At 58.0% G+C, this 19,255-nt stretch carries 18 protein-coding genes and 14 tRNA genes; 4 read left to right on the top strand and 28 right to left on the bottom strand.

Going from position 1 to position 19,255, the window contains the following annotated elements; translation table 11 throughout:
- Positions 1-2: 2 nt before the first annotated feature.
- Both gap and EL255_RS03665 read left to right on the top strand, forming a co-directional pair.
- Positions 3-998, top strand: coding sequence for a type I glyceraldehyde-3-phosphate dehydrogenase (gene gap / locus EL255_RS03670; RefSeq protein WP_042651298.1), 996 nt, complete (start codon positions 3-5; stop codon positions 996-998).
- Positions 999-1,106: 108 nt separating this feature from the next.
- The gene (locus EL255_RS03665) at positions 1,107-1,973 is read left to right on the top strand and encodes a D-hexose-6-phosphate mutarotase (protein ID WP_042651299.1); all 867 of its coding nucleotides are present in this window, start codon (positions 1,107-1,109) and stop codon (positions 1,971-1,973) included.
- A gap of 103 nt (positions 1,974-2,076) precedes the next feature.
- On the opposite strand, the gene nadA is transcribed toward EL255_RS03665, so the two are convergent.
- The 28 genes from nadA to ruvA form a co-directional block, all read right to left on the bottom strand.
- A complete protein-coding gene (gene nadA, locus EL255_RS03660) occupies positions 2,077-3,150 on the bottom strand; it encodes a quinolinate synthase NadA (RefSeq protein WP_042651300.1) in 1,074 nt (357 codons plus the stop codon).
- Between the two features lie 205 nt (positions 3,151-3,355).
- Positions 3,356-3,431: transfer RNA gene (locus tag EL255_RS03655), tRNA-Val, on the bottom strand.
- Between the two features lie 18 nt (positions 3,432-3,449).
- Positions 3,450-3,525: transfer RNA gene (locus EL255_RS03650), tRNA-Lys, on the bottom strand.
- 23 nt (positions 3,526-3,548) lie between these two features.
- Positions 3,549-3,624 (bottom strand) — tRNA-Val (locus EL255_RS03645).
- Between the two features lie 18 nt (positions 3,625-3,642).
- A tRNA-Lys gene (locus EL255_RS03640) sits at positions 3,643-3,718 on the bottom strand.
- 23 nt (positions 3,719-3,741) lie between these two features.
- Positions 3,742-3,817: transfer RNA gene (locus EL255_RS03635), tRNA-Val, on the bottom strand.
- Between the two features lie 18 nt (positions 3,818-3,835).
- Positions 3,836-3,911, bottom strand: a tRNA-Lys gene (locus EL255_RS03630).
- 21 nt (positions 3,912-3,932) lie between these two features.
- A tRNA-Val gene (locus EL255_RS03625) sits at positions 3,933-4,008 on the bottom strand.
- 18 nt (positions 4,009-4,026) lie between these two features.
- Positions 4,027-4,102: transfer RNA gene (locus EL255_RS03620), tRNA-Lys, on the bottom strand.
- A gap of 21 nt (positions 4,103-4,123) precedes the next feature.
- Positions 4,124-4,199, bottom strand: a tRNA-Val gene (locus EL255_RS03615).
- Positions 4,200-4,217: 18 nt separating this feature from the next.
- Positions 4,218-4,293 (bottom strand) — tRNA-Lys (locus EL255_RS03610).
- Positions 4,294-4,327: 34 nt separating this feature from the next.
- Positions 4,328-4,403: transfer RNA gene (locus EL255_RS03605), tRNA-Val, on the bottom strand.
- Between the two features lie 21 nt (positions 4,404-4,424).
- Positions 4,425-4,500: transfer RNA gene (locus EL255_RS03600), tRNA-Lys, on the bottom strand.
- Positions 4,501-4,560: 60 nt separating this feature from the next.
- Positions 4,561-4,636, bottom strand: a tRNA-Val gene (locus EL255_RS03595).
- 32 nt (positions 4,637-4,668) lie between these two features.
- Positions 4,669-4,744 (bottom strand) — tRNA-Lys (locus tag EL255_RS03590).
- A gap of 174 nt (positions 4,745-4,918) precedes the next feature.
- The gene (gene ybgF / locus EL255_RS03585; RefSeq protein ID WP_042653375.1) at positions 4,919-5,719 is read right to left on the bottom strand and encodes a tol-pal system protein YbgF; all 801 of its coding nucleotides are present in this window, start codon (positions 5,717-5,719) and stop codon (positions 4,919-4,921) included.
- A gap of 12 nt (positions 5,720-5,731) precedes the next feature.
- Positions 5,732-6,256 (bottom strand): peptidoglycan-associated lipoprotein Pal, encoded by a 525-nt coding sequence (pal, locus tag EL255_RS03580; RefSeq protein WP_042013644.1) that lies wholly within the window; start codon positions 6,254-6,256, stop codon positions 5,732-5,734.
- 51 nt (positions 6,257-6,307) lie between these two features.
- The gene (gene tolB / locus EL255_RS03575; RefSeq protein ID WP_042653374.1) at positions 6,308-7,633 is read right to left on the bottom strand and encodes a Tol-Pal system beta propeller repeat protein TolB; all 1,326 of its coding nucleotides are present in this window, start codon (positions 7,631-7,633) and stop codon (positions 6,308-6,310) included.
- Positions 7,634-7,726: 93 nt separating this feature from the next.
- The gene (tolA, locus tag EL255_RS03570; RefSeq protein ID WP_042653373.1) at positions 7,727-8,869 is read right to left on the bottom strand and encodes a cell envelope integrity protein TolA; all 1,143 of its coding nucleotides are present in this window, start codon (positions 8,867-8,869) and stop codon (positions 7,727-7,729) included.
- A 5-nt stretch (positions 8,870-8,874) separates the two neighbouring features.
- Positions 8,875-9,321, bottom strand: a complete 447-nt coding sequence (gene tolR, locus EL255_RS03565; protein ID WP_042653372.1) for a protein TolR — start codon at positions 9,319-9,321, stop codon at positions 8,875-8,877.
- On the bottom strand, positions 9,322-10,011 hold the full coding sequence (gene tolQ, locus EL255_RS03560; protein ID WP_042653371.1) for a protein TolQ: 690 nt from the start codon (positions 10,009-10,011) through the stop codon (positions 9,322-9,324).
- Positions 10,001-10,408, bottom strand: a complete 408-nt coding sequence (ybgC, locus tag EL255_RS03555; protein WP_042653370.1) for a tol-pal system-associated acyl-CoA thioesterase — start codon at positions 10,406-10,408, stop codon at positions 10,001-10,003. The genes tolQ and ybgC overlap by 11 nt, the downstream gene beginning before the upstream one ends.
- 269 nt (positions 10,409-10,677) lie before the next feature.
- Positions 10,678-10,989 carry a cyd operon YbgE family protein gene (locus tag EL255_RS03550; RefSeq protein ID WP_042653369.1) on the bottom strand — a complete coding sequence of 104 codons (312 nt, stop codon included), beginning with the start codon at positions 10,987-10,989 and terminating at the stop codon, positions 10,678-10,680.
- Positions 10,976-11,092, bottom strand: a complete 117-nt coding sequence (gene cydX / locus EL255_RS03545; protein WP_033130708.1) for a cytochrome bd-I oxidase subunit CydX — start codon at positions 11,090-11,092, stop codon at positions 10,976-10,978. Before cydX ends, EL255_RS03550 begins: the two co-directional genes overlap by 14 nt.
- A gap of 14 nt (positions 11,093-11,106) precedes the next feature.
- Positions 11,107-12,243: a cytochrome d ubiquinol oxidase subunit II gene (gene cydB, locus EL255_RS03540; RefSeq protein ID WP_042653368.1), complete on the bottom strand. Its 1,137-nt coding sequence runs from the start codon at positions 12,241-12,243 to the stop codon at positions 11,107-11,109.
- Positions 12,244-12,255: 12 nt separating this feature from the next.
- Positions 12,256-13,812 carry a cytochrome ubiquinol oxidase subunit I gene (cydA, locus tag EL255_RS03535; protein ID WP_042653367.1) on the bottom strand — a complete coding sequence of 519 codons (1,557 nt, stop codon included), beginning with the start codon at positions 13,810-13,812 and terminating at the stop codon, positions 12,256-12,258.
- A gap of 935 nt (positions 13,813-14,747) precedes the next feature.
- Complete coding sequence (gene ruvB, locus EL255_RS03530; protein WP_042653366.1) at positions 14,748-15,758, bottom strand: Holliday junction branch migration DNA helicase RuvB; 1,011 nt, start codon at positions 15,756-15,758, stop codon at positions 14,748-14,750.
- Between the two features lie 60 nt (positions 15,759-15,818).
- Entirely contained in the window at positions 15,819-16,433 is a 615-nt protein-coding gene (gene ruvA / locus EL255_RS03525; protein WP_042653365.1) for a Holliday junction branch migration protein RuvA, read from the bottom strand.
- Between the two features lie 250 nt (positions 16,434-16,683).
- Here ruvA and EL255_RS03520 point away from each other — a divergent pair, with 250 nt between their 5' ends.
- Positions 16,684-18,408, top strand: coding sequence for a proline--tRNA ligase (locus EL255_RS03520; protein WP_042653364.1), 1,725 nt, complete (start codon positions 16,684-16,686; stop codon positions 18,406-18,408).
- A gap of 195 nt (positions 18,409-18,603) precedes the next feature.
- A complete protein-coding gene (locus EL255_RS03515) occupies positions 18,604-19,233 on the top strand; it encodes a 3'-5' exonuclease (RefSeq protein ID WP_042653363.1) in 630 nt (209 codons plus the stop codon).
- The last annotated feature ends 22 nt before the right edge of the window (positions 19,234-19,255 follow it).

The following is a 19,255-nucleotide window of genomic DNA, read 5'->3' as shown; positions in this document are numbered from 1 at the left end:
TTATGACTATCAAAGTAGGTATTAACGGTTTTGGCCGCATCGGCCGTTTCGTCTTCCGTCTGGCCGCTGAGCGCAACGACATCGAAGTGGTTGGTATCAACGACCTGATCGACGTTGACTACATGGCTTACATGCTGAAGTACGACTCCACTCACGGCCGCTTCAATGGCACCGTTGAAGTCAAAGACGGCAACCTGGTTGTCAACGGCAAAACCGTACGTGTTACCGCTGAGCGTGACCCGGCAAACCTGAAGTGGGATGCCATCGGTGTTGACGTTGTTGCCGAAGCCACCGGTCTGTTCCTGGACGACGCGACTGCACGTAAGCACATCGCTGCCGGTGCCAAGAAAGTCGTACTGACTGGCCCGTCCAAAGACGCTACCCCGATGTTCGTCATGGGTGTTAACGACTCTACCTACGCTGGCCAGGACATCGTTTCCAACGCTTCCTGCACCACCAACTGCCTGGCCCCGATCGCCAAGGTTCTGAACGATACCTTCGGTATCGAATCCGGCCTGATGACCACCGTCCACGCTACCACTGCTACCCAGAAGACCGTTGATGGTCCGTCTGCCAAAGACTGGCGCGGTGGCCGCGGTGCGGCTCAGAACATCATCCCGTCCTCTACCGGTGCTGCCAAGGCTGTTGGCGTCGTTATCCCGGAACTGAACGGCAAACTGACCGGTATGGCTTTCCGCGTACCGACTCCGGACGTGTCCGTTGTTGACCTGACCGTCAACCTGAAGAAAGCCGCTACCTACGCCGAAATCTGCGCAGCCATGAAAGCAGCCTCCGAAGGCTCCATGAAGGGCGTGCTGGGCTACACCGAAGATCAAGTGGTTTCCACTGACTTCCTGGGTGAGCGTCAGACTTCCGTGTTCGATGCCAAAGCTGGTATCGCACTGAACGACAAGTTCGTTAAAGTTGTATCCTGGTACGACAACGAAATGGGCTACTCCAGCAAAGTTCTGGACCTGATCGCTCACATCTCCAAGTAATTTGGGATGCGCAATCAAGTAGCTTGAAAAAAGGCGGCCATTGGCCGCCTTTTTGTATTCTGGATCCGCCGACCTCTTCCTTGAATGTGCGCGAGCACAGGAGTCTTCATGCAACCGACACGCACTCTGACCGCCCACTGCAGCCTCAGCCACGAGACGGGCCAACCCTTGCTCTCTATCGACAATGGTTACGCCAAGGCCGAGATCAGCCTGTTTGGCGCCCATGTGCTGAGCTATCAGCGCCACGGCGAGCCCGCCTCCCTCTGGCTCAGCGACAAGGCCGTGCTGGATGGCAGCAAGCCCATCCGCGGCGGCATTCCGCTCTGCTGGCCCTGGTTCGGCCCCGCCCCCGCGCGCGTTGGCAGCGGCAAGCCTGCCCATGGCTTCGCTCGCACCAGCCTGTGGACGCTGGATGGCGTCTCCGACCACGAGGAGGGCACTCTGGTGCACCTCTCCCTGACCGACAGCGATGCCAGCCGCACCCTCTGGCCCCACCCCTTCGAGCTGGATCTGGATGTGCTGGTCGGCAAGGAGCTCTCCCTGGTGCTGACCACCCGCAACACCGGGCAGGAACCCCTCGTCTACAGCGGAGCCCTGCATACCTATCTGCAGATAAGCGCGCCAGAGGCCGTCAGCGTGACCGGTCTGGGCGAACCCTACCTGGACAAGGTGGTCGGCGGCCAGCACGCGCAGCAACAGGGTTCCCTGACGCTCTCAGGCGCCCTGGATCGCATCTATCTGGACGCAGAGACCACAGTTGTCGTCCAGGATGGGGATCATCGCATCGGGGTGACCAGCGGCAATCACGACAGCGTGGTGGTGTGGACCCCCTGGCTGGAAGGAGCCACCGCCATGGCCGACATGAGCGATGACGGCTATCGCACCATGCTCTGTGTCGAGACCGCCATCACCGATGAGGCCGGTGTCACGGTCGCCGCTGGCGAGGAACACAGCCTCTCCACCGTGATCATCTGATCCCAGGGAACCGCGGCGCGCCATGTGCCCCTGCTGCGAGCGACAGCAATAACAAGAGAGGGCACCCATTGGGTGCCCTCTCTACATGCGATGCCTTAATGGATCAGGCATTGCCCTGGGTCTTGAGCCTGAGCTCGGCGGCAAAGTTCAGCATCCGATCGAGCGGGATCAACGCCTTCAGCCGCAGCGCTTCATCGACCAGGATCTCGTGGCGTTCGGCACCATCGGTCAGAGCCTCCTTGATCGCCACCAGGCCGTTCATCGCCATCCAGGGGCAGTGGGCACAGCTGCGGCAGGTGGCACCATCGCCCCCGGTCGGTGCCTCGACCATCTCCTTGTCCGGACAGGCCTGCTGCATCTTGTAGAAGATGCCGCGATCGGTGGCCACGATCAGCATCTGCTGGGGCAGCTCCCTCGCCGCCTTGATCAGCTGGCTGGTGGAGCCCACCGCATCGGCCAGCTCGATGACCGAGGCCGGTGACTCCGGATGCACCAACACGGCCGCGTCCGGGTTCTGGGCCTTGAGCTCGCGCAGGGCCTTGGCCTTGAACTCGTCGTGCACTATGCAGTGACCCTGCCAGCGCAGCATCTCGGCCCCGGTCTGCTTCTCGATGTAGGCCCCGAGGTGTCTGTCCGGGCCCCAGATGATCTTGTGACCCTGGCTGTCGAGATGCTCGACGATCTCCAGCGCAATGCTGGAGGTCACCACCCAGTCGGCGCGCGCCTTGACCGCCGCCGAGGTGTTGGCGTAGACCACCACTATGTGATCGGGGTGAGCATCGCAGAAGGCGGAGAACTGGTCGATGGGGCAACCCAGATCGAGGGAACACTCCGCCTCCAGGGTCGGCATCAGCACCCGCTTGTTAGGGCTCAGGATCTTGGAGGTTTCCCCCATGAAACGCACCCCCGCCACGATCAGGGTCTGGGCCGCGTGATCCCGGCCGAAGCGCGCCATCTCGAGGGAGTCACCGACGAAGCCACCCGTGGCCTCGGCCAGCGCCTGGATCTCGGGGTCCGTATAATAGTGGGCTATCAGTACCGCCTGACGCGATTCGAGCAGGGCCTTGATCTCGGTGATCAGGGCCGCTTTCTGTTCGCTGGTCAGCGGAGCCGGCTTGGCCGGAAAGGGGTAGTCCATCTCGATAGCCGGAGGGACACTGCTCAGTGCATTGCTCATTGCGACTGTTCCATCAACGCTTGGAAAGGCAAAAATTATAACCAGAAGCCGAGCGCAAGCCCACCAACAAATCTGGCGAGATACAAGTGCCTAAATAGGTTCGTGAATTTCTCGGCCGCGCCGGTGGCCGGCAGGCGCTGGATGCAAAAAAGCCCGCTATGCTGCGGGCTCTTGACGTTCTATCACAAGCGATCGGCTCGAAATATGGTGGTCGTTACTGGGCTCGAACCAGTGACCCCCTCCTTGTAAGGGAGGTGCTCTCCCAGCTGAGCTAAACGACCTGGGATAAGGCTAAATGATGGTGGGTCGTGCTGGATTCGAACCAGCGACCAATTGATTAAAAGTCAACTGCTCTACCGACTGAGCTAACGACCCATCTATATCATTTTTTACAAACTTGGTGGTCGTTACTGGGCTCGAACCAGTGACCCCCTCCTTGTAAGGGAGGTGCTCTCCCAGCTGAGCTAAACGACCTGGGATATGGCTAAATGATGGTGGGTCGTGCTGGATTCGAACCAGCGACCAATTGATTAAAAGTCAACTGCTCTACCGACTGAGCTAACGACCCATCTATATCATTTTTTACAAACTTGGTGGTCGTTACTGGGCTCGAACCAGTGACCCCCTCCTTGTAAGGGAGGTGCTCTCCCAGCTGAGCTAAACGACCTGGGATAAGGCTAAATGATGGTGGGTCGTGCTGGATTCGAACCAGCGACCAATTGATTAAAAGTCAACTGCTCTACCGACTGAGCTAACGACCCATCTGTATCATTTTTACAAACTGGTGGTCGTTACTGGGCTCGAACCAGTGACCCCCTCCTTGTAAGGGAGGTGCTCTCCCAGCTGAGCTAAACGACCTGGGATATGGCTAAATGATGGTGGGTCGTGCTGGATTCGAACCAGCGACCAATTGATTAAAAGTCAACTGCTCTACCGACTGAGCTAACGACCCATCTATATCATTTTTACAAACTGGTGGTCGTTACTGGGCTCGAACCAGTGACCCCCTCCTTGTAAGGGAGGTGCTCTCCCAGCTGAGCTAAACGACCTGGGATAAGGCTAAATGATGGTGGGTCGTGCTGGATTCGAACCAGCGACCAATTGATTAAAAGTCAACTGCTCTACCGACTGAGCTAACGACCCATCTGTATCATTTTTTCTTTCTATTTCAAGAAAGTGGTGGTCGTTACTGGGCTCGAACCAGTGACCCCCTCCTTGTAAGGGAGGTGCTCTCCCAGCTGAGCTAAACGACCTGGGATTCTATGTTGCCAGATTGGTGGGTCGTGCTGGGTTCGAACCAGCGACCAATTGATTAAGAGTCAACTGCTCTACCAACTGAGCTAACGACCCCCACCTTCACCTGACACTGCTCACCTTCGGCAAACAGCTCTAACGCTTTACTTACAAAACTGGTGGTCGTTACTGGGCTCGAACCAGTGACCCCCTCCTTGTAAGGGAGGTGCTCTCCCAGCTGAGCTAAACGACCTGGGAATTCTGTCTTCACCCTGAGTGAAGAAATGGTGGGTCGTGCTGGATTCGAACCAGCGACCAATTGATTAAAAGTCAACTGCTCTACCGACTGAGCTAACGACCCTCACCACGACCAGGTCCGACTGCATTACTGCACCGGCTCTGACGGCGGCCTATATTACGGATTTATCATCCTGGCGCAATAGAAAATTCTTAAATTAAATCTGTTTGTTCACTGCGCATACAAAGCGCCGTCGTATTTACAAGACTGTTACGAAAACAGTGACCTACAGCAATACTACAACTTGCTCAGGCTCTGCTTGGCCAGCTGGGCCGGCGAGGTGTTGGGGTAACCCTTGATCACCTGTTCATAGAAGGTCTTGGCTTCCGCTTTCTTGCCGTCGAGCTGTGCCAGCATGCCGAGTTTCAGCAGGGCATCGGCCCGCTTTGGCGACTTGCTGTACTTGTTCGCCACCGTGGAGAACTGGGCCGCGGCGCCACTCCTGTCACCCTTGTTGAACATCAGCTGGCCGAGCCAGTAATGGGCATTGGGCACGTAGCTGGAGCTCGGGTACTGCTTGATGAACCCTTCGAAGGCGGGAATGGCCTTGTCGTAGTTCTTCTCCTTGAGCACCATGTTCACGGCAGCATCGTAGGCCTGGTTCTCGTCCTGATTGGTCGAGTAGTTGGCCGCAGCTGCGGGAGCCGGGGCGGCCGCAGCGGAAGCTGCAGACGCAGCGGCAGGCTGGCTGTTGGCCACCTTGTCGAGCTCCTGATACAGCTGGCGCTGACGCTCTTGCGACTGCTCCATCTGATAGGTTTGCTGCTCCAGCTGACCACGCAGTTCGGAGACTTCCCCTTGCAGCGAGTCGACTTGCTGCTGCAGCTCGGCCTGCAGACGCAAACGGGCATTGAGGGTGCGCTCCAGCAAGGCAACTCGGTCTTCCAGGCTGCCCGTGGGCACTATGGCGCCGTTGTTGCCGCTGAGGACCACACCGCCGCTATCGCCACTGAGGTCGCTCACCGGCGCGGCCGCCTGAGCGTTCAGTGCAAATAAAACGGCCATCGAAATGGCCGCTTGCTTAAACACGAATTTCATTCGGATCAAACCTTAGTAAACCAGAACCGCACGGCGGTTTTTGGCAAAGGCATCCTCGGTATGAGACATGTCCAGCGGCTTCTCTTCGCCATAGCTGACGATGGAGAGCTGCTCAGCCTGCACACCCAGGGTTTGCAGATACTTGGCAACGGCCTTGGCACGACGCTCGCCCAGAGCGATGTTGTATTCCGGAGTACCGCGCTCATCGGCGTGGCCTTCGATCAACACCTTGACGGACGGACGCTCACGCAGGTAGCTGGCGTGGGCATCCAGCAGGTCGGCGTACTGACCTTGAATGTCGTAACCATCGTACGGGAAGTAGATCACGTTGTCGCGCTGCAGAGCTTCGAACTTCTGACGCATCTGCTCTTCCGGGGACAACATGCCGTTGGCGCCACCGGTTTGTACACCGCCCATGCCGTCGGTCATGCCAGACTCGGCGCCAGCGGCGTCGGAGTCGGAAGAAGAACTACAGGCAGCCAGGGTGAACAGTGGCAGTGCGATGGCCAGACCCTTGAGCAGTTTATTGAGTTGCATGCTATTTCCTTAAACCTTTATAACAAAACAAAAAACAATCGATTTTTTTTATCAATTCAAGAAGGGCGACCAAGCTGGTGCACGAATTTCACCGCTACTGGTCGGGAGCACTGCCTTGAAACGACCGTCGGTCGATACCAAAGCCAGGCTCTTGCGACCCTGATAGATGGTGGCATAGATAATCATGCTGCCATTGGGAGCCACACTTGGCGACTCATCCAGAGCACTCTGAGTCAGTACCAACATGGCCCCGCTTTCCATATCTTGACGAGCGATGCGATATTGTCCCTGAACCCGGGTCACCATCACCATGGACTTGCCGTCCGGCGTGATGGATGCCCCCTGGTTGGAATCCCCTTCCCAGGTCATCCGGCGAGTGACGCCAGTCGCCAAATTTACGCTATAAATCTGGGGTTTGCCACCACGTTCAGAGGTGAACATCAAAGTTTGGCCATCCGGCAACCAGGAGGGTTCGGTATCTATGGTGCGGTTATTTGTGACTCGAGTGAGTTGCTTGCTTGCCACATCAATGACATAGAGATCAGGCTGCCCATCTTTGGACAAAACAATAGCCAATCGACGACCATCTGGTGACCATTCCGGCGCACCATTGATACCGCGGAAGCTGCTGATCAGGCTGCGCTGCTGGGTGTAGATGTCCTGCACGTAGATCTCGGATTTCTGGTTCTCGAAGCTGACATAGGCCAGCTTGCTGCCATCCGGCGACCAGGCCGGCGACATCAGCGGCTCGCGGGAGCGCAGCAGGGTCTTCTCGTTGTAACCGTCGTAGTCAGAGATCCGCAGCTGATACGGGAACTGGGTCCCCTGCTGGACGGAGACATAGGCCAGACGTGTCAGGAAGGCGCCACGCTCGCCGGTCAGGCGCTCATAGACGATGTCGGAGATGCGGTGGGCAAACTGGCGCATCTGGGCACCCGGGATAGTCGCCATGCGGCTATCGAGGATGTAACCGTTGGCTTCCCCACCCTGGGTCTTGGCCAGCTGGCCCTTCAGCACGTCAACCAGCTCGAAGTTGATCTTGTAGGTGCCATCGCCCACGGCCGAGACGGTACCGACCACCACGGCCTCGACGCCCTGGGAGGCCCAGGGGGCGAAGTTGATCTCACCACTGCTGCTCGGGGTCTGCGGCATCTGACCACGGGCCAGCGGCTTGAACTTGCCGCTGCGCATCAGATCGTTGGAGACCACCTCGGCGATGTCCTGCGGCAGCTGGCCATTGCCTTCCCATTTGAAGGGCGCAATCGCGATGGGGCGTGCGCTGTCAATCCCACCGGTAATGACGATGTCCAAGGCCGCCTGAGCGCTCTGGCCCAGCAGAAGGCAGCCAACCAAAGCAAACAATACTTTTCTTATCATGGCTTTAGTACTCTATTCCAATAAAAATGAGAGGTAAGTTCCTTTATCAGCAAGATGCTGCCAACCACGTTCAATGCCCCCGCGCTAGTCCGCTTAGATGCTCGGCTCCAGCTTGAGGTTAAACTCCTTCAACATCTCGAATGCCGCCGGATCCTTCGGCACAGGTAGCTGATTGGCCTTCAACACCGCCGCCTTGCCGGAGCGACAGACCGCCGGGTCACCCTGGCCGCTATCCACCGAAATGACGAAGCCGCTGCTGGCCAATTTGACACCGATAGTACAGGTTTTGCCCCGCATGGTGGGATCCAAAATCATGTAGCGCTCGACCGTGGCCTTGATGAGAGCGGCATACTTGTCGACCTCACCCTTGGCTGCCGCCGAGGCGGCCTGACTGCGGGAATTGGCCTCAGCCTCCAGCTGCTGCTGCATCATGGCTTCCATCTCTTTCTGCAGCTTGGCCTCTTCGGCGGCCTTGCGCTTGCGCTCCGCCTCTACCTTGGCCTTCTTGTCGGCCTCCGCCTTCGCCTTCTTCTCTGCGTCAGCTTTTGCCTTCTTGGCAGCTTCGTCTGCAGCCTTTTTATCGGCCTCGGCCTTGGCCTTCTTCTCGGCTTCCGCCTTGGTTTTCTTCTCCGCCTCGGCCTTGGCTTTCTTGTCAGCCTCCGCCTTCTTGGCCGCATCCGCCTTGGCTTTTTCCTTCACCTTCTCGTCGGCCTGCTGCTTCTCCAACTCTTCTTTCTTTTTCTTCAGCGCCAGTGCCTTGGCCAATTCCTCTTGCTCGCGCTTGGCCTCGGCCTGCTTGGTCTTCTGGGCGTCCAGCTTGCGGGTTTCCTCGGCTTTCTGTGCCTGCTCCTCCGCCTGCTTCTGCTCGGCTACCTTCTTCTGCTTCTCGGTCTCCGCCTTGCGGGTCGCCTCCTCGGCTTCCTTACGCTTGGTCTCGGCGATGCGCAGTCGCTCCTGCTCTTGCGCCAGCTCACGCTTGACCTGTTCGGCGTCTTCCTTGTCCTTCTCTTTCTGCTGCTGCGCAGCCTTGGGTTGCGCCTTCTTCTGCTGCTGGATCTGCTGCGCCTGTTGCTCCAGGAACTCGCTGTCCAGCATCACCGCATTGACGATCTGGCCCTTCGACTCGGGTCGCTTCGGCTTGCTGAAGTCGACACCAACCAACAGGATGATGCCGATGATCAGATGCAGCAGCACCGACGCGATGAGATAACCGGAAATACCACGCTTCACATCCATCTCCGTCAGTTCACCGGATCCGTCATCAGGCCAACCTGAGGCACACCGGCTTTCTTGAGCGCGACCATCAACAGGATCACCTCTTCGTAGCGTACGGACTTGTCACCCGCCACCACCACGGGGGCATTCTGGTTGATGGCCAGATAGCCCATGGCCTTCTCGGTGATGTATTGCTGCATCGCCTCCGGGGTGCCGCTCGGTACCGGCTCGTCATCCGCCTCGCCGGCCTTGATGACGTACTCCCGCTCGGTGTTCACGCTGACGATGAAGGGGGGCTTGGCATCTTCCGGCAATTGCTCGGATTCCGCCTGGGGCAGGTCAACCTTGACCCCCTGGGTGATCACCGGCGTCACCGCCATGAAGATGATGAGCAGCACCAGCATGACGTCGATATAGGGCACCACGTTGATCTCGCACACCTTCTTGCGCCGGATCCGCTGATAGGTTTGCATTTACTTCTCACCCTGCTGTTGAGCAATCTGGCGGTTCAAAATGGTAGTGAACTCGTCCATGAAGTTGGCGTAAGCGTTCTCCAGCTTCTCTACCTTGTTGGTGAACCTGTTGTAGAAGATGACCGCAGGGATGGCCGCGAACAGGCCCATGGCGGTGGCGATCAGCGCCTCCGCGATACCCGGAGCCACCATCTGCAGGGTGGCCTGCTGCACCTGACCCAGGGCGATAAAGGCGTTCATGATGCCCCATACTGTACCAAACAGACCTATGTAAGGGCTGATGGAGCCGACGGTCGCCAGCACCGGCAGGTTGGATTCCAGCTCGTCCACCGCGCGGGACAGAGAGACCCTCATGGCACGATAAGTACCGTCCATCACCGCATCCTGGCCACGGGCACCGGCCTTGAGCAGACGGGCATACTCCTTGAAGCCGGAATAGAAGATGTCTTCCATGCCTTCGATGTCATCGCGGCGGGAAGAGGACTCCTGGTAGAGACGGTTGAGGTCGACCCCGGACCAGAATCTGTCCTCAAACTGCTCCGATGCGAGATTGGCCGCCTTGATGACCTTGGAGCGTTGGAAGATCAGCGCCCAGGAGACGACCGACATACCCATCAGGGTCATCATGACCAGTTTTACCAACAGGCTGGCTTGCCAAAACAGGCCAATAAACGAAATTTCAGCGTGCACTTAACAGCACTCCCTTCACATTTTCAGGTATTGCAACAGGTTTCATATGCGGATGACTGACACAGGCTATCTGTACCATGGCCTGGGTGATCAGTCGTCCATCAGCCGCCAGGATCCGTTGTGAAAAGCGCATGGAGGCGCGTTTCACTTCAGTCATTTGCGTCAATACGGTCAGTAGTTCATTGAAGCGGGCCGCAGAGCGGAAATCGATCTCGGTGCGACTCACCACGAAGGCAAGCCCCTCTTGCAGCAGGACATCCTGTTCGATGCCGCCGGCGCGCAGGAACTCGGTACGAGCCCGTTCCATAAACTTGAGATAGTTGGCGTTGTAGACGATGCCTCCGGCGTCTGTGTCTTCGTAGTAGACACGTACCGGAAACTCAGAGACTTCCCCCATAAAAATCTGTGATCCATTCGACAGTCAGATGGGGGGCTATCATAGCGCAGGGCTGAATAGGAAAGAAGCAGGGGGAGACAGGGAAATCCCACCTCCTCCCGTTTTTTATGGCAGGGAATAGCTCATGGTCAACCGGAGCCCACGCAACGGGCTGGCAGGGCAAACCAGGGAGCAAAACAGCAGCCAACCGATGGTCGGTAAGCAGGGGGAGACAGAGGGAGACAGAGGGAGACAGAGGGAGACAGAGCAATTCTCGCCTCCCCCGTTTGTTATGGCAGGAAATAACCGCTGGTCAACCAGAGTCCGTACAACAGACTTGGCATGGCGAGCCAGGGGCAAAACAACAGACGACCGACCAGGCTGCAGGGGTGGAACCCCAGCCCGTGCATCACCCCGCAACAGACCGCCCACATCAGCCAGGGCGCTAGCCAGAGGCCGTGCTCGCTGGTGTTGGCGGCGATCAGGTTGGGGGCCTGCAAGATGGCGACGGCCAGCAGGGTCGCCGCCACCAGCATCGCTCCTTGCCAGGGTTGGCGCTCCAGCGGAGCGGCCAACCGGGCGAGGCGATCACTTGTTTTCATCGATCTGACGATCCAGGTTCTCGGTGTGTTCCAGCCAGAGCGCATTGATGATCCCAAACGCGCAAGCCAGCAACAGACCCAGTATCCAGGTGAAATACCACATATCAGGGCACCTTCTTAGTAGAGCGATTGTTGGTTGTCTTCGATGTGCTTGTTACTCACCCGGCCAAACATCTTGATGTAGGTCCAGATGGTATAGGCCAGCACGGTCGGGACAAAGATGGCCGCGACGACCGTCATCACCTTGAGGGTGTTGAAGGAGGCGGTGGCATCCCACATGGTCAGGCTCTGGGATGGCTCCAGGCTGGAAGGCATGATGAACGGGAACATGGAGAAGCCCGCCGTCAAGATGATGCCCGCGATGGCCAGGGAGGAGAACAGGAACGCCATCCAGCCCTTGCCCAGCTTGGCCGCAAGCGCGGTCAGCAGGCTCATCACCAGACCCAGCACGGGGGCGGCAATCATCCAGGGGTAGAGGTTGTAGTTCTGCATCCAGGCACCGGCCTGCACCACCACTTCCTTGTGCAGGGGGTTGGTGACGGCATCGGTCGCCATGTTGCTGACCACTACATAGCCATCCATGCCACTGACCCAGACACCGGCCAGCGCGAAGGTGACCAAGGTCAACAGCGAGAACACAGTGGCGGCGGTGCGGGAACGGGCCAGCACTTCACCCTCGGTCTTCATCATCAGCCAGGCGGCGCCCTGGGTCACGATCATGAACAGGCTGACCAGGCCGGTCAGCAGACCGAACGGGTTGAGCAGACCGAAGAAGTTGCCGTGGTAGGTCAGCATCAGGAACTGGTTGAAGCTGAACGGCACACCCTGCAGCAGGTTGCCGAAGGCCACCCCGAAGATGATCGGCGGCACGGCGCTACCGATGAACAGTGCCCAGTCCCAGTTGTTGCGCCACTTGGCGCCTTCCTGCAGGGAGCGGTACTTGAAGCCGACCGGACGGAAGAACAGCGCCATCAGGGTCAGGATCATGGCGATGTAGAAGCCTGAGAAGGCCGCCGCATAGACCATGGGCCAGGCGGCGAACAGTGCCCCACCCGCCGTGACCAGCCAGACCTGGTTACCTTCCCAGTGCGGGCCCATGGTGTTGAGCATCACCCGACGCTCAACATCCTTCTTGCCGACGAAGGGGAGCAGAGCGCCCACCCCCATGTCGAAACCGTCGGTGACGGCGAACCCGATCAGCAGGACACCGACCAGCACCCACCAGATCAAGCGCAATAATTCGTAATCAAACATGAGATCCTCTCCTTATGCCTTGCTCTGTTCGAAGTGGTACTTGCCCGTTTTCAGACTGCTGGGGCCCAGACGCGCATACTTGAACATCAGGTACATCTCGATGATGAGCAGCACCGTGTAGAACAGGCAGATCCCGATCAGGGAGAACCAGATCTCGGACGCAGGAATGTTGGATGCGGAGACCGAGGTCGGCAGCACTTCGGCTATGGTCCAGGGCTGACGGCCATATTCCGCCACGAACCAGCCACACTCGATGGCGATCCAGGGCAGCGGGATACCCCACAGCAGCGCCTTGAGCAGCCACTTGCGCTCACCGATCTTGTGGCGAGTGCTGTCATAGAAGGCCAGGCCGATCAGCAGCAGCATCAACATGCCGCACGCCACCATGATGCGGAAGGCGAAGAACAGCGGGGCCACCTGCGGGATGGAGTCATCCACGGCGGACTTGATCTGCTCGTCGGTCGCGTCGGTCACGTTGCTGGTGTAACGCTTGAGCAGCAGACCGTAGCCCAGATCCTGCTTCACCTCGTCGAAACGGGCGCGGGTATCGTCGGACTTGTCACCGGATTGCAGCTTGGTCAGCAGGTCATAGGCCACCATGCCGTTGCGCACGCGCAGTTCATGCTCGCTCTTCAGATCCTTCAGACCGGTCACCTGGCCGTCCAGGGAACGGGTCGCGATGATGCCGAGGGCATAGGGGATCTTGATGGCGTAATCGGTGCGCATCTCTTCCTGATTCGGGATGCCGAACAGGGTAAAGGAAGCCGGTGCCGGCTCGGTGTTCCACTCCGCCTCGATGGCGGCCAGTTTCACCTTCTGCACTTCACCCGTCTCGTAACCGGACTCGTCACCCAGGATCAGCACGGACAGGATAGAGGCCATGCCGAACGCGGCCGCGATGGCGAAGGAGCGACGGGCGAAGGCCACATCACGACTCTTCAGCAGGTAATAGGAGGAGATACCCAGCACGAACATGGCACCCGTGGTATAGCCAGCCGCCACCGTGTGGACGAACTTGACCTGCGCAACCGGGTTGAACACCAGATCGGCAAAGCTCACCATCTCCATCCGCATGGACTCGAAGTTGAACTCGGCACCGACCGGGTTCTGCATCCAGCCGTTGGCGACCAGGATCCAGAGGGCGGAGAGGTTGGTCCCCAGCGCCATCAACCAGGTGGCCGCCAGATGCTGGCGCTTGGTGAGGCGATCCCAACCGAAGAAGAACATACCGACGAAGGTGGACTCCAGGAAGAAGGCCATCAGCCCTTCGATGGCCAGCGGGGCACCGAAGATGTCGCCGACATAGTGGGAGTAGTAAGCCCAGTTGGTACCGAACTGAAACTCCATGGTGAGCCCAGTGGTGACCCCGAGGGCGAAGTTGATCCCGAACAACTTGCCCCAGAACTTGGTCATGTCCCGGTAAACAGAGTTGTTGGTCATCACATAGACAGACTCCATGATCGCCAGAATGAAGGCCATTCCCAGCGTCAGGGGTACAAACAGGAAGTGATAAAGGGCCGTCGCGGCAAATTGGAACCGCGATAGGTCTACCACATGCTCAGCAATCATGATGTTTCCTCACCGATTATTGGCACGGCTATTTTAAGTTTTAAGGACAAAGCTTCCATTGGAAGTCCCCGAATGGTCGGTCACACCCCGGTTGACACCGGTGACCGGATTCGACTGCCACCACATTAACAACAAGGCAATATACAGGAACAAAAAAAGCTAATGTTTAACATTTAATAAACAAGAACTGTAATTCCATTCCCGCCTATAATGACCGCCGTTTTATATCACCTTTATTTGATTGAAATCAATGTAAAACCATCATCAATACATGCCTTTTCAAGGCAACTTACCAACGGGTGCAGGTTAATTTTGAGAGCTTGTTCACAAAAAACACTTACCTTTAAATGTTTGATTTAAATCAACTTTAGATAAATCGATATTAGTTTCAATTCTGTTAAAAGAATAGTGTGACGGGGCGATTTCATTCTGTATTTCCCAATCTGAACCACCCGCGGCAATTCCAATTTAAAACCAACAAAAACACATGTTTATGCTTATTTGACCGGCCACCATATCAATTACTTTATCTAATCCGAAACAGGTAAATTTTCTTGTTTGCCCGGCCCGGAAAGAGCTCCTACAATGCGCCTCGCAGTGAGGGTACGCCCCTGAGTACAGGCCGGTCATTCTGGGTTCCCGGTATGTATTCGATGAACATCTCGAACCTGTTTGTTGGAATTTAAGATGAAAAAGTTTGTTGCCAAGACCATTCGTTACTACAAGCTTTCGTTCGTTCAGCTCTATCAAATGAACCGACTCTGAAGCCTCGCGACGGCTCCTTTGTGTTTTTCCGGTCTGTCTCTGGACACTCTCACTGTCTGTGAACATCCATCCTGAATTGTCTTTGCCCACCCTGCTCAGCGGTGGGCTTTTTTTTGTCAGAATAGTAAAAAACCGCCCCTGGAGGCGGTTTTTTGTTCAATCAGCTGTTTTTATCCCTCATCGGGCCGTTGCAGGCCGAAGTGAGCATAGGCTCTCGGGGTCGCCAGCCGCCCTCTGGGTGTGCGCTGCAGGTAGCCCTGCTGGATGAGATAAGGCTCAAGCACATCTTCTATGGTGTCTTTCTCTTCGCCGATCGCGGCCGCCAGGTTATCGAGGCCGACCGGGCCCCCCATAAACTTGTCGATGACAGCCAACAATAACTTGCGGTCCATGAAGTCGAAACCCTGATTATCCACGTCCAGCATGTCCATGGCACGGGCCGCTATGGGTCCATCAATCCGGCCATCAGATTTCACCTGGGCGAAATCCCGTACCCGCCGCAACAAACGGTTAGCAATCCGCGGCGTACCCCGGGAGCGGCGCGCCACTTCCAACGCCCCATCCCCCGACATCTCGAGCCCGAGGCAACGGGCGCTGCGCGCGACTATGTCGGTGAGATCCTTGACGTTGTAGAACTCCAGCCGCTGGACGATACCGAATCTGTCCCGCAGCGGGCTGGTCAGCGAGCCGGCCCGGGTGGTGGCGCCGATCAGGGTGAAGGGGGGCAGATCCAGCTTGATGGAGCGGGCAGCAGGCCCTTCCCCTATCATGATGTCGAGCTGGTAATCCTCCATGGCCGGATAGAGCACCTCCTCCACCACAGGGCTGAGACGGTGGATCTCGTCGATGAACAGCACGTCGTTCGGCTCGAGGTTGGTGAGCAGCGCCGCCAGATCCCCCGCCTTCTCCAGCACCGGACCCGAGGTGGTCTTGATATTGACCCCCATCTCGTTGGCCACGATATTGGCGAGCGTGGTCTTGCCAAGGCCGGGCGGGCCGAAGATCAGCAAATGATCGAGCGCCTCCCCGCGCTGGCGCGCGGCCTCGATGAAGATCTCCATCTGGGCGCAGACGGGATCCTGACCGGTGTAATCGGCCAGTTTCTTGGGCCGGATGGCCCGATCGATGACCTCCTCCTCGCGAGCGGCACCGGCCGAGATAAGACGATCCGCTTCAATCATGCATTACCCCACGTACACCGAAGATCGAGACAGGGCGAGCCGCTTGATTCATGTTCATCCTCACACCAGGCTACGCAGGGATTCACGGATGATCGACTCAACCGACATCCCCTCCTTGGCCACCTTGCTGACAATCTGGCTCGCCTGCTGCGGCTTGTAGCCGAGTGCCACCAGGGCGCTGGCGGCCTCTTCGCTCGCATCGGGGGCGCGCAGCTGGCTCTCCTGGGCGGGCAGACTGATGGTGGCGGGGGAGAACAGATCGTGGCTGACCCAGCCCTTGAGGCGGTCCTTCATCTCCACCACCAGTCGCTCGGCGGTCTTCTTGCCCACGCCGGGTAGCTTCACCAGGGAGCTTATCTCCTCGCGCTCGACGCTCAGCACGAACTGGGTGGCAGTCATGCCGGACAGGATCGCCAGCGCCAGCTTGGGGCCGACCCCATTGGTCTTGATCAGCTCGCGAAACAGCGCCCGCTCCTGCTTGTGGTTGAAGCCATAGAGCAGCTGGGCATCTTCCCGCACCACGAAATGAGTGTGAATGGTCGCTTCCTTCCCGAGCTCGGGCAGATCATAGAAGCAGCTCATGGGCATCTGTACCTCATAGCCCACGCCACCCACCTCGAGCAACACCTCGGGGGGATTCTTCTCAATCACAATGCCTCTCACGCGACCAATCACGACATCTCTCCTCAACCAACACAGCCAGCCATAAAGTAGCGCTTAGCTTAAATAATTACTGGATAAGTATCCAGCATACTGATGACAGTGTCTGCCTCTGGCCGCCATATAAGGCCAGGATGACGACGACCCGGCCGCATTTAGTCACTTATTGAAGATAGAAAATCGCGTTAGGATATGGACCCATGTTAAAATCCGGCCCTTGAAATTTTCCAGGGTCCAGCGCCCGAACTAGCTAAGGTCTACCGCGATGCGTACCAGCCAATATCTGCTTTCCACTCTCAAGGAAACCCCCTCCGATGCGGAAGTCGTCAGCCATCAGCTGATGCTGCGCGCCGGCATGATCCGCAAACTGGCCTCCGGCATGTATGCCTGGCTGCCGTCCGGCCTGCGGGTACTGAAGAAGATCGAGAACATTGTTCGCGAAGAGATGAACAATGCTGGTGCCATCGAAGTCTCCATGCCGGTGGTGCAACCGGCCGAGCTGTGGCAGGAGTCCGGCCGCTGGGACGACTACGGCCCCGAGCTGTGCCGTCTGACCGACCGCCACAACCGTCCCTTCGTGCTGGGCCCGACCCACGAAGAGGTGATCACCTCGCTGGTCCGTTACGAAGTGAACAGCTACAAGCAGCTGCCGCTCAACCTCTACCAGATCCAGACCAAGTTCCGCGATGAGGTGCGTCCCCGTTTCGGCGTGATGCGTGGACGCGAGTTCCTGATGAAGGACGCCTACTCCTTCCATATCGACAAGGCCTCGCTGATCGAGACCTACGAGAAGATGCACGCGGCCTACTGCACCGCCTTCACCCGCATGGGGCTGAATTTCCGTCCGGTGCAGGCCGATACCGGCTCCATCGGCGGTACCGGCTCCCACGAATTCCAGGTGCTGGCCGAGAGTGGTGAAGATCTGATCGCCTTCTCCGACAGCTCCGATTACGCCGCCAACATCGAGATGGCCGAGGCGCTGGCACCGGCCGGCGTGCGCGCCGCAGCCACTGCCGCCCTGACCAAGGTGGCGACTCCGGCCGTCCACACCATAGATGAAGTGGCCGCCTTCCTGAGTGTCGCGCCGGCTGTCATCGCCAAGACCCTGCTGGTGCTGGCCGAGGCGGACGAGCACGGCCAGCAGGCGGTCATCGCCCTGGTGCTGCGTGGCGACCACGAGCTGAACGAGATCAAGGCCGAGAAGCTGCTAGGTGTCGCCAACCCGCTGACCTTCGCGAGCGAGGAGCAGATCAAGGCCGCCGCCGGCTGTGATGCGGGCTCCATCGGCCCGGTCGGCTTCAATGGTCGCATCATCGCCGATCGCAGCGCCGCCCATCTTGCCGATTTTGTCTGCGGCGCCAACGAGACCGGCTTCCACCTGACCGGTGCCAACTGGGATCGCGACATCGCCACTTATGAAGTGGCCGATCTGCGCAACGTGGTGGAAGGCGACCCCAGCCCCTGCGGCCAGGGCAAGCTGCTGCTCAAGCGCGGCATCGAAGTGGGCCACATCTTCCAGCTGGGTACCAAGTACTCCGAGGCCATGAAGGCCAGCGTGCTGAACGAGGGCGGCAAGTCCGTCACCATGGAGATGGGTTGCTACGGCATCGGGGTCTCCCGCCTGGTGGCCGCCGCCATCGAGCAGAACAACGACCAGTACGGCATCATCTGGCCGGAGGCCATAGCCCCGTTCGAAGTGGCCATAGTGCCGATGAACATGCACAAGTCCGAGCGCGTCGCCGAGCAGGCGCAGCAGTTCTACGCCGAGCTGAAGGCCGCCGGCGTGGACGTGCTGTTCGATGACCGCAAGGAGCGTCCGGGCGTGATGTTCGCCGACATGGAGCTGATCGGTATCCCGCACGCCATCGTCATCGGCGATCGCGGCCTGGACAACGGCGTGGTGGAGTACAAGTGCCGCCGCTCCGGCGAGAAGCAGGAAGTGGCGATCGCCGACATCGTCGCCCTGCTCAAGGGCAAGCTGGGTCGCTAATAGCGCCTGCTAACTCTGCTTTTCGTTTTCGATAAAAAAGCCCCGAGTGTGAATTGCACTCGGGGCTTTTTATATGTTGCCTGTCTCTGCTGCTCATCACAAACACAAGGCTCCAGTTGTATCGCGATATTGCGCTGTACATGAAGTAGCAGATTTCCTAGACTGACGTTCTTTATCCAGATTGCCCGAGAGATTATGTCCAGCGCCTTAGCCAATACCGTCGTCGTGCTCGATTTCGAGACTACCGGGCTCTCACCGGGACAAGGTGATAGAGCGATCGAAATTGGCGCCGTCCGGATTGAAAACGGCCATATCAGTGAACGTTTTTCGGCGTTGATGAATCCTGGCTTTAACGTCAGCAGCTTTATTGAGCAATATACCGGGATCAGCAATGCCATGCTGAAACAGGCGCCACCTTGCGGGGAGGTGATGGCGGACTTCGTCGAGTTTATCGGTGATGATAATCTGGTCGCCCATAATGCCTCCTTCGACAAGCGCTTTCTGGATGCTGAAATAGAGCGACTTTCGACGCACTATCCTGGGCAGTTCGCCTGCTCCTTGCTGCTGTCGAGACGGTTATTCCCCGAGGCGCCGAACCATAAGTTGGCTACCTTGGTACAGTACCAGAGCTTACCCAATGACGGGGTATTTCACCGCGCACTGGCGGATGCCGAGGTGACGGCGCACCTGTGGCTCGCCCTGTTAAAGGAATTAGAGTGCCGGCATGGCATTATCAACCCTGATTTTGAATTGCTGCTAACCCTTGGCAAAAAATCAAAGCATGCAGTTCAGTCCTTCCTGCAGGGATATGCGGCTAAAAAATGATAACTTCAGGTACGATTAGCTA

The organism is Aeromonas encheleia (assembly GCF_900637545.1).
Taxonomy (GTDB): Bacteria; Pseudomonadota; Gammaproteobacteria; order Enterobacterales; family Aeromonadaceae; genus Aeromonas; species Aeromonas encheleia.
This window is presented reverse-complemented; position numbering and strand designations above follow the sequence as displayed.